Annotated in this window: 12 protein-coding genes; 5 read left to right on the top strand and 7 right to left on the bottom strand. The window is 57.6% G+C overall.

The window, feature by feature from the left end:
- Nucleotides 1-7 precede the first annotated feature (7 nt).
- The 6 genes from rnr to ACZ5FM_RS04935 form a co-directional block, all read right to left on the bottom strand.
- Nucleotides 8-2362, bottom strand: a complete 2355-nt coding sequence (rnr, locus tag ACZ5FM_RS04910; RefSeq protein WP_464039860.1) for a ribonuclease R — start codon at nt 2360-2362, stop codon at nt 8-10.
- Nucleotides 2359-5052: a type I DNA topoisomerase gene (gene topA / locus ACZ5FM_RS04915; protein ID WP_464039861.1), complete on the bottom strand. Its 2694-nt coding sequence runs from the start codon at nt 5050-5052 to the stop codon at nt 2359-2361. The genes rnr and topA overlap by 4 nt, the downstream gene beginning before the upstream one ends.
- A gap of 198 nt (nt 5053-5250) precedes the next feature.
- Nucleotides 5251-6393 (bottom strand): DNA-processing protein DprA, encoded by a 1143-nt coding sequence (dprA, locus tag ACZ5FM_RS04920; RefSeq protein ID WP_464039862.1) that lies wholly within the window; start codon nt 6391-6393, stop codon nt 5251-5253.
- Nucleotides 6394-6424: 31 nt separating this feature from the next.
- Nucleotides 6425-7042, bottom strand: a complete 618-nt coding sequence (gene plsY / locus ACZ5FM_RS04925; RefSeq protein ID WP_259145166.1) for a glycerol-3-phosphate 1-O-acyltransferase PlsY — start codon at nt 7040-7042, stop codon at nt 6425-6427.
- Between the two features lie 112 nt (nt 7043-7154).
- Complete coding sequence (locus tag ACZ5FM_RS04930; RefSeq protein WP_464039863.1) at nt 7155-8444, bottom strand: dihydroorotase; 1290 nt, start codon at nt 8442-8444, stop codon at nt 7155-7157.
- Nucleotides 8441-9382: an aspartate carbamoyltransferase catalytic subunit gene (locus ACZ5FM_RS04935; protein WP_192487590.1), complete on the bottom strand. Its 942-nt coding sequence runs from the start codon at nt 9380-9382 to the stop codon at nt 8441-8443. The genes ACZ5FM_RS04930 and ACZ5FM_RS04935 overlap by 4 nt, the downstream gene beginning before the upstream one ends.
- A gap of 299 nt (nt 9383-9681) precedes the next feature.
- On the opposite strand from ACZ5FM_RS04935, the gene ACZ5FM_RS04940 reads away from it, so the two are divergent.
- The 5 genes from ACZ5FM_RS04940 (at nt 9682) to ACZ5FM_RS04960 (ending at nt 14179) form a co-directional block, all read left to right on the top strand.
- On the top strand, nt 9682-10260 hold the full coding sequence (locus ACZ5FM_RS04940; protein WP_464039864.1) for a LysE family translocator: 579 nt from the start codon (nt 9682-9684) through the stop codon (nt 10258-10260).
- Between the two features lie 124 nt (nt 10261-10384).
- Complete coding sequence (locus tag ACZ5FM_RS04945) at nt 10385-12037, top strand: acyl-CoA dehydrogenase family protein (RefSeq protein WP_250982775.1); 1653 nt, start codon at nt 10385-10387, stop codon at nt 12035-12037.
- A 13-nt stretch (nt 12038-12050) separates the two neighbouring features.
- Entirely contained in the window at nt 12051-12653 is a 603-nt protein-coding gene (locus ACZ5FM_RS04950; protein ID WP_250982774.1) for an AAA family ATPase, read from the top strand.
- Nucleotides 12654-12828: 175 nt separating this feature from the next.
- The gene (locus ACZ5FM_RS04955; RefSeq protein WP_192487887.1) at nt 12829-13464 is read left to right on the top strand and encodes a TetR/AcrR family transcriptional regulator; all 636 of its coding nucleotides are present in this window, start codon (nt 12829-12831) and stop codon (nt 13462-13464) included.
- A 379-nt stretch (nt 13465-13843) separates the two neighbouring features.
- On the top strand, nt 13844-14179 hold the full coding sequence (locus tag ACZ5FM_RS04960; protein ID WP_192487594.1) for a DUF6105 family protein: 336 nt from the start codon (nt 13844-13846) through the stop codon (nt 14177-14179).
- On the opposite strand, the gene ruvX is transcribed toward ACZ5FM_RS04960, so the two are convergent.
- On the bottom strand, nt 14116-14610 hold the full coding sequence (gene ruvX / locus ACZ5FM_RS04965; protein ID WP_275640927.1) for a Holliday junction resolvase RuvX: 495 nt from the start codon (nt 14608-14610) through the stop codon (nt 14116-14118). The two genes, ACZ5FM_RS04960 and ruvX, sit on opposite strands and share 64 nt — an antisense overlap.
- Nucleotides 14611-14703: the final 93 nt, after the last annotated feature.

A 14703-nucleotide genomic window follows, 5' to 3' on the forward strand; every position in this document is an offset into this window, starting at 1 on the left:
GCCTGTGTTATCTGCGCCGTCTTGGTGGCCGTGTACCCGGTTTTGCCGATACCCTTGAGGTCTTGCGACCCGCCTTGTGGAAGGACCGCGTAGCAGTTGGCATTTTGCGACCTTCACTCAATATTTCAAACCGAAGCGCACCAGCCAGAGGCACAGCTTCAGCGAGGCGAACCTGAACAGTGTCGCCAAGCTGATAGCCAAGCCCGGTCTTTTCACCTGTCAGAGCCTGATGCGCCTCGTCATAGATGAAATAGTCCGTGCCAAGTGTAGATATGGGTATGAAGCCGTCTGCACCATAGTCAGGTAGCGCGACAAAAAGTCCCGCTTTTGTGACGCCGGAGATTCGGCCTTCAAATTCTTCGCCGACCCGCTCGGAAAGGTGGTGGGCAATCAACCGGTTGATCGTATCGCGTTCGGCGGCCATGGCGCGGCGCTCGAATGTCGAGATTTCGGCCGCAATATCGTCCAGCATGCCTTCTTCGGTTGGCGTGATGCCGCCTTCACCAAAGCCAAGCGAACCGACCAGCGCACGGTGCACGATCAAGTCGGCATATCGGCGGATCGGCGATGTGAAGTGGGCATACTTCATCAGGTTCAGGCCAAAGTGGCCGATATTGTCAGGGCTGTAGATCGCCTGGCTCTGCGAGCGCAGCACCATTTCATTGACCATGATCTGGTGTGGCGTGCCAAGGGCACGTTCCAGAATGCCATTGAATGAGTTGGCACGCATGGCACCACCCTTGGTCATGGAAATGCCAAGGGTGTTGAGGAACTCGCGCAGCGTTTCCTGCTTGGCAAGCGATGGCGTGTCGTGAACACGGTAGACCAGCGGCTGCTTTTTCTTTTCCAGCGTCTCAGCGGCGGCCACATTGGCCTGAATCATCATTTCTTCAATCAGCTTGTGGGCATCCAGCCGCTCTGGAATGATGACCTTGTCCACGGTGCCATTGGGGCGCAACAGGATCTTGCGTTCCGGCATGTCGAGTTCCAGCGGCTGGCGACGATCGCGCCCGCGCTTCATGATCTCATAGGCATGCCACAGTGGCTTGAGGATCGGCTCCAGCAGCGGGCCGGTCTTTTCATCAGGCTTGCCATCGATGGCGGCCTGCGCCTGCTGGTAGGAGAGTTTCGCCGCACTTTTCATCATGATGCGGTGGAAGGTATGGCCAGCCTTGCGGCCTTCCTTGGAGAAGGTCATGCGCACCGCAAGGGCAGGGCGGTCAACGCCTTCCTTCAGCGAGCAGAGATCATTCGAAATGCGCTCCGGCAGCATCGGTACGACGCGGTCAGGGAAATAGACGGAGTTGCCGCGTTTCAGCGCTTCCCTGTCCAACTGCGAGCCGGTGCGGACATACCAGGACACATCGGCAATCGCGACAGTCACGATCACGCCGTCGGGATTGTCAGGCGATGTATCAGGCTCGGCATAAACCGCATCGTCATGGTCCTTGGCGTCGGCCGGATCGATGGTGATCAGAGGCAGGTCGCGCCAGTCCTCACGGTGCGTCATGGTCGCAGCCTTGGCCTCATCGGCCTCGTCCATCACACCTTGCGGGAATATGTGCGGGATACCATGGGCATAGATGGCGATCATCGAGATCGCCTTTTCCGACGCGACGGAACCGACGACGGACAGTACCTTGGCGCGAGTCAGGCCATAACGACCGCTGTTGCGGCCAACTTCGACTTCGATCAGATCGCCGTCTTGCGCGGTGCCGACACCTTCCGGATCGATCACCATCTCATCGCCACGGCGCTCGATCGGCATCAGTCGTCCACCGCCACCCGGGGTGGATTTGAAAACGCCAAGCAGGGCACCCTGACGGCGGTCAAGAATCTTAATGATGCGGGCCGTATAGGCAGGGCCACCACGATCCTTGGCGGGGAAAATCTTGGCCAGCACGCGGTCGTTCAGACCGGCGGTTGGCGCCTTCTTGCCACGGTCCTGCGATGACTGGCGGATCAGAACGGCGGGGGCAACGCCCTGTTCGTCCAGCCACTCGGCCGGCCGCGCAATCAGTTCGCCATCCTTGTCGCGGGTGGTAATGTCGAGAACGGTGACGGGCGGCAGTGCACCCGGCCGTACCAGCGACTTGCGGTTTTTCTGCACCGTGCCGTCGACTTCAAGCTCCTTCAGCAGGGCTTTCAGTTCGACACGGGTTTCACCTTTCAGGCCAAAAGCCTTGGCGATTTCGCGCTTCGATGCCTGTTCGGGATGGTCGGCAATAAAACGCAGCAGCACGTCGCGCGGCGGTACCTGGCCGTGCACAATGTTTTCGCTTTCGCTCACCCGTTTTCCACGCCCTGTTCTTCCGAACCCATCGTTGGAGGAGCCGGTTGTCTTGCGTGGGGATTTGCTCACGATTCCGCCTTCTTTGCTTTCGGTGCAGCCTTCTTCGCTGCGGTCTTGGGCTTGGCAGCTGTCTTGCTTTTCGCTGCCGCCTTTGGCTTGGCCTTTGCCGTGGTCTCACCATCAGCCGATGCGGCCTTCGACGTCGACTTTTTCGCCTTTACCGGCTTGCCACCGGTGCCGGTCTTGGCAATGCGCTCGGCAATCAGCACCAGGGCTTCTTCCATCGTCACACTGTCAGGGGCCTGCGCCTTCGGAATGGTGGCATTGACCTTGCCCCAGTTGACGTAAGGACCAAAACGGCCGTCACGTACGGTAATCGCGCCGCCATCCGGATGGTCACCCAGGGTTTTCAGCGCAGCCGGCGTCGAGCCACGGCCACGTCCCGGTGCAGCCTTCTTTTCGGCAATCACGGTCACGGCACGGTTCAGACCAATCGAAAACACGTCTTCGACGCTTTCAAGATTGGCATAACCACCATCATGCAGCAGGAACGGACCATAACGACCGATGCCGGCAGAAATCATCTTGCCGGTTTCGGGATGCTGGCCGACATCGCGTGGCAGATTGATCAGTGCCAGTGCTTTTTCGTGATCGATCTCTTCCGGTTTCCAGCCCTTGGGCAGGGATGAACGCTTGGCATCCTTGCCTTCGCCACGCTGTATGTACGGTCCGAAACGACCCGAGCGCAGTGTCAGCTCTTCGCCAGTATGCGGATCAGCACCCAATGCTTTTGGTTCGTTGAGAGCGGCCGCATCTGCTTCCGCGCCTTCCGAGTTCAACTGCCGGGTAAAATTGCATTCCGGATAGTTGGAGCAACCAACAAACGCGCCGTATTTGCCGAGCTTGAGAGACAGGTTGCCTGTGCCGCAAACCTGGCAAATGCGCGGATCGGAACCGTCTTCGCGCTTTGGAAACACCAGCGGCGCCAGAACTTCGTTCAGGGCATCCAGCACGTTGGTAACGCGCAGTTCCTTGGTGTCTTCAATCTGTGCAAAGAAGTCCTTCCAGAAATCACGAAGAACCTGCTTCCAGTCCAGTTCGCCGGCGGAAATCCGGTCGAGCTTTTCTTCCAGATCTGCGGTGAAGTCGTACTCCACATATTTGGTGAAGAAGCTTTCGAGGAATGCCGTCACCAAACGTCCACGCGAATGTGGAATGAGCTTGCGCTTGTCGATGACGATATATTCGCGGTCACCAAGCGTTTTCAACGTTGCAGCATAGGTGGAAGGACGGCCGATGCCGAGCTCTTCCATCTTCTTGATCAGCGATGCTTCCGAATAACGCGGTGGCGGTTCGGTGAAGTGCTGGCTAGCATTGATCTTCTGCTTGGCGAGGTTCTCGCGCGCATTGATCTGTGGCAGACGGCCTTCATCGTCACCGTCGTCACTTTGTTCGCCATCTTCTTTCTGGTCGGTATAGGCGGCAATAAAGCCGTCGAAACGGATGACCGAGCCGACTGCGCGCAAACCAGCCTGTTCGCCATTGTTGGTGGCAATAATTTCAACGGTGGTGCGTTCAATTTCAGCCGACGCCATCTGGCTGGCAATGGCACGCTTCCACACCAGATCGTACAAACGGAACTGATCAGGATCAAGAAAACGCTTAACCTGATCCGGCGTGCGGTTGAAATCGGTCGGGCGAATGGCTTCGTGCGCTTCCTGAGCGTTCTTGGCCTTGGTGGAATAGAACCGCGCCTTGTCCGGCACATAACGCGCACCAAACTGCTCGCCGATCGAACTGCGTGCAGCGTCAATCGCTTCGGGTGCCATCTGCACACCGTCGGTACGCATATAGGTAATCAGACCGGCAGTTTCGCCGCCAATGTCGATACCTTCGTAAAGCTTCTGGGCCACCTGCATGGTGCGGGAGGCGGAAAAGCCCATACGAGACGACGCGGCCTGCTGCAGGGTAGAGGTGGTGAATGGAGGGCCCGGGTTGCGCTTGACCGGCTTTGCCTCAACGCTGTCCACGACATAGGACGCGCCTTCTAGAAGGGCTTTCAAGCGGTTGGCGTCATCGCCGGTCTTGATGCCACGTGCCTGCAGGCGCTTGCCATCGGCTGCCACCAGCTTTGCTTCGAATTCGTCACCGCGCGGCGTCTTCAACAGCGCTGAAAGGTTCCAGTACTCTTCGGAAACGAAACGTTCGATTTCCGATTCGCGGTCGCAGACCAGACGCAAGGCCACCGACTGAACGCGGCCGGCCGAACGGGCGCCCGGCAACTTGCGCCACAGAACGGGGGAAAGATTGAAGCCAACGAGATAATCAAGTGCGCGGCGGGCGAGATACGCATCCACCAAGGGAATGTCGAGATCGCGTGGCTGCGCCATGGCATCCAGCACGGCCTTCTTGGTGATGGCGTTAAACACCACACGCTTGACTGGCTTATCACCCAGCACCCGCTTTTTCTTGAGCAGGTCCAGCACGTGCCAGGAAATGGCTTCCCCTTCGCGATCAGGGTCGGTTGCCAGAATAAGGCCATCGGATGCCTTCACGGCATCGGCGATATCCTTCATGCGTTTTTGCGACGCGCTATCGACCTCCCAGGACATTTCAAAGTCCTGATCGGGCAGCACTGAGCCATCCTTGGCTGGCAAGTCCCGCACGTGTCCGAAGGATGCAAGAACCTTGTAGCCTGGGCCGAGATACTTGTTGATCGTCTTGGCCTTGGCCGGAGATTCTACGACGACGACATTCATATTATTGTTTCTCTGGACAAGGTTCCGCCAATAATTCCTGCCGCGCCCTTTGCCGACACACGGCTCTCAAGTCTTTCGACATGGACAGGGAATTGCTCCGGGTCAAGGGGGAAACGCAATTTTCTGTCCTGTAAAACAAATTGTATGAGTGGGTATTCCGCTGCCGTTTTACAATCGAAGATGGTTTTTTGCCCGTTTTCATCCATTGGAAATCAGCGATATCTTGCCCCCGGCATGGCGCTGGATGCGCCCGGCAATGTCCAGTTCCAACAGCACAAGCATGATGGCCGATGCCGACAGACCTGTGTGGCGAATAATGTCATCCATCTCGACCGGCGAGGGGCCGAGCGCATTGGCAACCAGCGAACGGTCATCGTCGCGCGGCTCGCTTATGTCGCGGTGTTGGGCCGGTTCACTGATGTGGCTGAACAGCGGCAGATCGGGCGCGACCAGCGGCGAGATCGCATCCAGCACGTCTTTTGCTTCGGTAATCAGCGTCGCACCGTCCTTGATAAGGCCGTTGGTTCCCTGACAGCGCGTGTCGAGCGGTGAGCCGGGAACCGCAAACACCAGCCGCCCGAAATCGCCAGCCAGTCGGGCCGTGATCAGAGAACCGGAACGCTGCGCCGCCTCGACAATGATCACGCCCAGCGAAACACCGGCAATCAATCGGTTGCGGCGTGGAAAGTCGCGGGCACGTGGCTCCCAGCCAAACGGCATTTCACTGATGGTCACGCCGCCATTGGCATAGATCTCATCCAGCAGCGAAAAGTTTTCCGGGGGATAGGGGCGGTCCAGTCCGCCGGCCAGCATGGCGACGGTGCCGGTGGAAAGGCTGGCTCGATGGGCGGCCGCATCAATGCCGCGTGCCAGACCGGAGGCGATCGTATAGCCTTCACGCCCGCAATCGCGCGCCATCATCGCGGCAAATTTGACACCGTTGATCGATGCGTTGCGCGAACCGACAATGCCAATGCTGGGGCGAGTTGCCGTGCTGCCGTCACCCCTCATGGCAATCAGCGGCGGCGCAGCATCAATTTCCTTGAGGGCTGGCGGATAGTCCGCCTCACCAATGCCGACGAAGCGCGCGCCAAAACGCTGGGCGATTTCAAGTTCGCGCTCAGCTTCGTTCAAGGTGGTAATATGAAGGTTGCGGGTGGAGCCGCCCCGCCGCGACAGATCGGGCAGGGCATCCAGTGCCTTTTCGGCGCTGCCAAAATGATTGATCAACTGGCGGAAGGTTGCAGGGCCGATATTTTCGCTGCGGATAAGCCTCAGCCATGCAATTTTCTGTTTTTCGGAAAGCGGCATGCCGCTCGGTCTTGCACCGTCATCCGGCATTTCGCGCCCCCGCTTAGGGCCGCACATGCTGTCAGCCCTTTTTCCCTATCTTGCTTTCCGTGCCAGCAATCAGTCTGGCAATGTTTTCGCGGTGTTTCCACCAGGAAATGATGCTCAGCAACGACACCAGCAGGGCCGTCTTTTCCGGGCCCAGTATCCACAATGCAACCGGAATGACAAGCATTGCAACCAAGGCGGAAAGCGAGGAATAACGCGTGGTGAAGGCGCACAGCAGCCATATCAGTGCAAAGGCCAGCATCATGCGCCAGTCAGCACCCAGCAATACGCCGATATAGGTGGCAACACCCTTGCCGCCCTTGAAACCCAGCCAAACCGGGAACAGGTGACCGATAAAGGCGAAAAAGCCAGCAACCAGCGAGGCTTCATAACCCCACAGCTTGGCTGCGAGAAGCACGGCAACCGTGCCTTTCAGCGCATCGCCCACCAGTGTTGCGGCAGCCAGTTTCTTATTGCCGGTGCGCAGGACATTGGTCGCGCCGATATTACCGGAACCGATCTTGCGCACATCGCCCAATCCGGCCATGCGCGTCAAAAGCAGGCCAAACGGAATGGAACCGAGCAGGTAGCCGAGAAGTGCAGCCGCCGCCAGAAGGGCAGGCGCCGTTTGCAATGTCATGAGTTCACTCATTCAGTCCCCCTTATGCGCATCGGCTAGAGAACCGGACCCAATTTCCGGAAAGCCGATGCGTCATTCTATATATAGAGCATTGTTGTGTAGTGTCTTTAAAGACGCCTGTGCTCTACGCGCTGTACACCAGCTTGCCTGCCACGTAGGTCGAAACTGCCCGGCCGCTGAACCGCGCATCTTCAAACGGTGTGTTTTTGGATTTAGAGACCAGTGCATCCCTTGAAACCAGCCATGGCTCGTCGAGATCGATCAGCGTGATATCCGCCTTGGCACCCGGCTTGAGCGTGCCGGCATCCAGGCCGAAAATCTGTGCCGGACGGGTGGACAGCGCATCGATCAGGCGCATGAGTGGCACATGGCCGCTGTGGTGCAGACGAAGAGCTGCCGCCAGCATGGTCTCCAGACCTACGGCACCGCTTGCCGCATCACCAAACGGCAGGCGCTTGGTGTCAACGTCCTGCGGGTCATGCGAGGACACGATGATGTCGATCGTGCCATCCTTCAGTGCTTCAACCATGGCCATGCGATCATCTTCGGCGCGCAATGGCGGCTGCAGCTTGAAGAAGGTGCGGTATTCGCCAATGTCGTTTTCGTTGAGTGTCAGGTGGTTGATGGAAATGCCGCTGGTGGCTTTGACACCACGGGACTTGGCAACCTTGATCGCTTCTGCCGATTCCGGCACGGAAATCTTGGCCGCGTGGTAGTTGGCGCGGGTCAGACCGGCAATGCGCAGGTCACGCTCCAGCGGAATGATCTCGGCTTCTTTCGGCACGCCGGACAGGCCGAGCCAGCTTGCAAAAAGCCCCTCATTCATGTCGCCGCTGCCGATATATTTGTCGCGGGTTTCAAGGGCGATCACCGCACCCAGTTCGCGGGCATAGGTCATGGCACGTCGTAACACCAGCGTATCGGACAGCGCGTGGCGACCATTGGTGAAGGCGACCGCACCGGCTTCCTGCAACAGGCCGAACTCGGTCATTTCCTCACCCTTCAACCCCTTTGTCAGGGCCGCTGCCGGGTGCACGTTCACGATGGCCTTGTCACGCACCATCTTTTTGACGAACTCGACCAGCGCGATGTCGTCAATGACAGGATCGGTGTCCGGCATCATGATGAAGGATGTCACGCCACCGGCGGCCGCTGCACGCGAAGCGGATTCGATGGTTTCGCGGTGTTCGGCGCCGGGTTCGCCAATAAACACGCGGGCATCGACCAGGCCGGGAACGGCAAGCAGACCCTTGGCGTCACGGACGGTGGCACCTTCAGGCGTGCCTTGGTTTTGCGCATCCTTGCCAGCGGCGAGGATCGTGCCATCGGCGTCGATGATGATCGTGCCGGTTTCATCGATATTGCGGGACGGGTCGATGATACGGGCGTTCTTGAGAACGGTTGCGACGCTCATGCGCGTTCTCCCTGATTTTGCGAAAGAAGCAGGGTTTCCATGACAGCCATGCGCACGGCGACACCCATTTCAACCTGGCTTTCGATCACGCTCTGTGGGCCATCGGCCACTTCGGAGGCAATTTCGACACCACGGTTCATCGGGCCGGGGTGCATGACCAGCGCGTCTTCCTTGGCGGCTTTCAGCTTTTCGGCATCCAGTCCGTAATAATGGAAATATTCGCGCACCGAAGGCACGAAGGAACCGGCCATGCGCTCACGCTGCAAACGCAGCATCATCACCACGTCGGCACCTTTCAGACCCTCCGCCATGGAGTGGTACACTTCCACGCTCATGTCGGCGATACCGGATGGCAGCAGAGTTGGCGGTGCAACCACACGCACCCTTGCACCCATCTGATTGAGAAGAATGATGTTGGAGCGGGCGACGCGCGAATGCAGCACGTCACCGCAGATCGCAACCGTAATGCCGGATAGACGGCCCTTGGCGCGACGGATCGTCAGTGCATCAAGAAGCGCCTGAGTCGGGTGCTCATGCTGGCCATCGCCGGCGTTCACCACTGAGCAGGCCACTTTTTGCGCGAGAAGCGCGGCGGCACCAGCCGAGGAGTGGCGCACGACCAGCACGTCCGGCCGCATGGCGTTCAGTGTCATGGCCGTATCGATCAGCGTCTCACCCTTTTTGACGGAGGAGTTGCCAACCGACATGTTCATCACATCGGCGCCCAGACGTTTTCCGGCCAGTTCAAAAGAAGACTGTGTGCGGGTGGATGCTTCGAAGAACAGGTTGATCTGCGTCAGACCACGCAGAGTGGTGGTCTTTTTCTCGCGCTGACGGCTGATTTTGACAGCCTCATCGGCCTTGTCGAGAAGAGTGGTGATATCCTGATGAGAAAGGCCCTTGATGCCAAGCAGATGGCGGTGGGGGAAGAAGACCATGCGGTGTGCCTCCTGACGGGCGCCGCATCTTCCCTTGAAAATGCCCGGAACGCCCGAATGCTGTATCCGTGCGCTCCCATTCGCTGTGAACACGCCTGTGGAGTGCCGCGGAATTCGGTCCTGCGCTCTATAGAGAACGCATCGGCGTGGGGCAAGCGTCCGATGGTGGATGAATGTGAAAACGTGATGATGTTTCCCCCACTTGCTTTATATCAAGGCGTGAACCGAGATGAATGGGCAGTGTCGGGACAGGTTGAGCGGTCACCACGGCCGTTCAGGGTGAATTGGAAACGATAGATATGCAGTCCTATTCCGCTTTTGCATTTGCCATTCTTGCGCTGTTGCTGACACCGGGCCCGACAAATACGCTTCTCGCCTTGTCCGGTGCCGGGCGAGGGGTGCGCGCATCGCTGCCTTTGATGCTGGGCGAAATCTGCGGTTATCTGCTGGTTGTCGTGCCGCTGACCATGCTGGCATCGGAGTTTCTGGCCACGCACACCGCCATTTCGCAGGCAATCAAGCTGTGTTCGGCGGTCTGGGTATCGTTTCTGGCGATTCGCCTGTGGACATTGCCACAGTCGACAGCCACCGCACATGCCATCACCGTGCGCCGCGTTTTCGTCACCACATGCCTTAACCCCAAGGCAATCATCATCGCACTCGTGTTAATGCCGCAGGGGTCGGTCGCGGAACTTCTGCCCTATATCGCCATGTTTTCCATGCTGATCATCTGTGTGGCACTCGTTTGGTTGTCGGCCGGTTCTTTCTTCATTCGCGGCGCCAGCGAACATTCGCCACGACTGGTACGCTGCGTTGCCTCGGTATTTCTGATGGTGCTGTCGCTTGGCCTTGCCGGAAATGTCTTCGGTATTTTGTAAGGCTGGTTGCAAGGCAGAGAAAGTTGCACATGGGGGAATGGAATTGCCACGACAGCTTCTGATGGGTGGCATTATCCAATATGACCCCCATGCAATTTGGAAAAAACTCAGCTAGAAGCAATTCATGACTCAGAATTCCCGGACTGAAGAAGCGCTCGCCGAATTGAATCAACCTGCCCCATGGGCGGGAATCAATGCCTATCGCTCGGACCCTCTTATCGTTGACCTGACATCGGATCTGGCGCGCCCGTTGCGTGACGAATTCGACCAGCTTGGACGCTATGTTACCTCGCCTGAGGCGCAGGAACTTGCCCGCATGGCAAATCAGGGCGTGCCGCAGTTGCGCACCCATGGTCCGCGTGGCGAGCGTCTGGATCAGGTTGAGTTTCATCCGGCATGGCATGCGTTGATGCGCCGTTCCATGGCGTCGGGCCTGCATTCCAGCGCCTGGGAAACCAATCCCGATACCCGCGGCAACGAGCATAAGGCACGTGCCACGCGGTTTTATCTGACAGCGCAGCTTGAAGCCGGCCATCTGTGCCCGTTGACCATGACCAGCGCCTCGGTGGCCGCTCTCATGGCATCGCCACGCGTCCAGAAAGAGTGGGCGCCGAAAATCCTGTCGCGCAAATATGATTCGACCAACAAGCCGGCCATGCAGAAAACTGCCGTCACCGTCGGCATGGGCATGACGGAAAAGCAGGGTGGCACTGATGTGCGTGCCAACCGCACCAGCGCAGAACGGGTGGGCGAGGGTATCTATCGTCTGTCCGGCCACAAGTGGTTCCTGTCAGCGCCGATGAGTGACGGTTTCGTCATGCTGGCGCAGATGGGCGACGGCATGGGTTGCTTCCTGGTGCCGCGCATTCTCGAAGATGGTTCGTCCAACGGCCTGCGCCTGCAGCGCCTGAAGGACAAGCTCGGCAATCGTTCCAACGCGTCGGCCGAAGTCGAATTCACCGATGCCTTCGGGTACATTCTGGGCGATCCCGGTACCGGCATTCGCACCATTCTCGACATGGTCACGCTGACACGGCTTGATTGCGCGCTGGCCTCTGCCGGTATCATGCGCGCCTCGCTGGCGGAAGCGGTGCATTACACCCGTGGTCGTCAGGTATTTGGCAAAAACCTGATCAGCCAGCCGATCATGACCCGTGTTCTGGCCGATATGGCGTTGGATGTGGCAGCTGCCACGGCGCTGTCTTTCCGTCTGGCGTCTGCCTTTGACAATGCGCGTAACAATCCGGCCGAAGCCGCTTATGCACGCGTCATGACGCCAGCCGTCAAATACTGGTGCTGCAAGATCGCGCCTGCCTTGATCTACGAATCCATGGAATGCCTGGGTGGCAATGGTTACGTCGAAGAGCGCCCGATTGCCCGTCATTACCGTGAAGCCCCTGTGAATGCCATCTGGGAAGGCTCCGGCAACGTCATGGCGCTGGATGTCCTGCGGGTGCTGGAACGGGGCAAGGATCTGTTCGAATTGGTGTTCAGCGTTCTTGAACGTGACCTTGGGCCATCTGGCAAGAAGACCACCGAAGTTCTGCGTGCCGCCATTGCGCTGTGCGAGCGTGATGAGGGTGCAGCCCGCCTGCTGATCGAACAGCTGGCACTGGCCGCAGCGGCCGCTGAACTGTGCCGACTGGGAGCAGGACGCATCGCCGATGCCTTCCTGGAAACCCGTCTGGCGGGTGGCTGGCGTTCGACCTATGGCATGCTGGATTCGCGCTTCGACGCCTCCTACATCGTCGACCTGCTTTATCCGCCTGTTTCATAAAGCCTGACTGCCCATGACAGCCTTGATCGAAAATATCTATGATCCGGCGCTGGTTGAGGGGCAGTCTGCGCGTTTCATCATCCTGACCGGCTGCTCGGGCGGCGGAAAGTCCTCGTTGTTGTCAGAACTGGCAAAACGCGGTTTTGACGCCTGCGAGGAGCCGGGCCGCCAACTGGTCAAGGAACAACTCTATATTGGCGGCGATGCGCTGCCTTGGCAAAACCTGTCGGCTTTCATCGATCTGACGATTTCGCGTTCCATCAATTTCATGATCGAGGCTGCCAAACGTCCCGGCGTGACGTTTTTTGATCGCGGTATTATCGATCAGATCAGTGGCGCGGCCCATGCCGGTCTTGAACCAAAACCGTGGTTTGAAACGGCGGCCCGCAGATTCAGGTATAACGAGACGGTATTTGCCGTTCCGCCATGGCGGGAAATCTACCAGACGGACAGCGAAAGACAGCATGGTTTTGACGATGCTGTGGCCAGTTACGAGGCCTTGATTCAAAGTTACAGCGATTATGGCTATCGCGTTGTAACGATTCCCAAAACAAATGTTGAGGATCGTGCGGATTTTCTGCTGAAAACAATTTCCAATCGCGATTCTATGCAGTAATCCGGCTAACAGCATGTCTCCCGGTGGTGAAACACATCAGGGGTAAAGACAGGCGACACAACATGACAACAGACAGGTCGCATGAATCAGATTGATGACGCAGCGCGCTGATAACGGCGCACCGCGTTGAAAGTTTTTTCTGTTTTCCGGCAACAACAACAGACAGTTAGACGCCTTGCTCGAATCGATACTTGAAACAAAACCGGCCCCGCGCATCAAGGATCGCGCCGCGACGGAAAAGATCATCTTCAATGCCGCAAAAGCTTTGCTGGCAGAGGAAGGCTTTCAGGGCTTCGGCATCAACGCCGTTGCGCGCCGTGCTGGCTGCGACAAGCAGTTGATCTATCGTTATTTCGGCGGCCTTGAAGGTCTGGTCGATGCGATTGGCGAAGACCTTGGCTCCTGGGTCAAGGACCGCATTCCAGAAGACACCGGCGGCATGTTTCTGCTGACCTATGGCGACCTGATGGAAAAGCTGGCGCTGTATTTCATGGATGCGCTGCGAGAAGACCCGCTAGTCTGCAAGATCGTTGCCTGGGAAGTGTCTGACAGTTCCCCGCAAGTGACCCGTCTGGCGGAAGCCCGTGCCAAGTCGTTAGCCAAGTGGCTGGAACGGATGAAGGGATCGCTGGCGGCACCCAAGGGTGTTGATACCGCCGCCGTTAATGCCGTTTTGTTCGGGGCGATCCAGCACATTGTTATTTCTGCTGCCACCAGCGGCCAGTTTGCCGGTGTCCCGATGAAGACGTCGAAGGATTGGGAAAAAATTGAAACCGCTGTCAAGCGACTGGTGAGGGGCGTTTACGGCTGAGATCGCCTGTATATCAAGGTATGTAAGTAAATCAAAATGCAAACCCGTCGGAACTTATCCGACGGGTTTTTGTTGTTTTGGCGGAGGGAAAGTTTTCCACAGTTGGACGGCTCACGTTAACCATGTTTTCATGTTGTGTTTGCGCCATCATTTCTGCAGGTCCACATTACGTTAATGATTTGTTAACCATGCGCCGGTTGAGCGTATGCAGAGGAACCGCCGTGTACCGTTGGATATCCTTGTGCGTCATGATGACGTTTTTTGCATTCTTGCCGTTGGACATTTATGCTCCGACTGTGAACCTGTGTATAATGGCCTTCGCCAGATGGATCGTCGTGTCCGGTCTGCCTTACGGTGTGTTTAATCAGGAGCAGGCGGCATGAAGTGGTTTCTGATTTTGTGGGCCGGGCCAATCACGCTTCTGGGTAGCTGGTACGGTCTGTCATACTACGACATGAGCTTCGGCATCTTTATGCTGACGCGTGAAGCGCATGAGTTGGTGTTCAATATCTATGGAAATATTCTCGGCATTCCGCCCGAGACAATTCCCCCATTGGTGGCACGCGCCATCGTGGTCGACAGCCTGATCGTGTTTGCGATCATGGGCTTTCGCAAGCGCAAGGCCATTGCCAAATGGTGGCGGGGAAATGCTCAGTCTTCAGATGGCAGCGAGATCGTCCTGCCGAGTGCCGACAATCTGTCCAGAGCGCCTTGAAGAATAAAGCTGGCGGCGGCCGAATCGATGCGTTCGGCCCGCTTGGCACGGGAAACATCCATTTCCAAAAGCGCACGTTCTGCCGCAACCGTTGAAAGACGCTCGTCCCAATAGACAAAGGGCAGGTCGGTTTTTTCACCCATTGAGCGCACGAAGGCGCGGGTTGCCTGAACACGTGGTCCCGCAGAACCGTCCATGTTCATTGGCAGGCCTATAACAAAGGCCAGAACTTTTTCCTTCGCCGCGAAATTCAGAAGAACCTGCGCATCCTGCGTAAACTTTACCCGTTTGATCACCGGGCGAGGGGTGGCAAACCGTCGTGAAAGATCCGACATGGCAAGGCCTATGGTCTTTGTGCCAAGGTCGAGACCTGCAATGGCCTGACCCGGTTGCAGAACCTGCGCCAGTTCCTCAATGGTAATGTTCGCCATGGTTCTGCCCTGTCATGATGTGTTTATCGTTGCTGACATATGACATTTTCTACCGTAACAGAAACGAAAATCTGAATTGAAATCAGGAGATAC

It is taken from the genome of Agrobacterium sp. 5Ca50 (genome assembly GCF_055381905.1).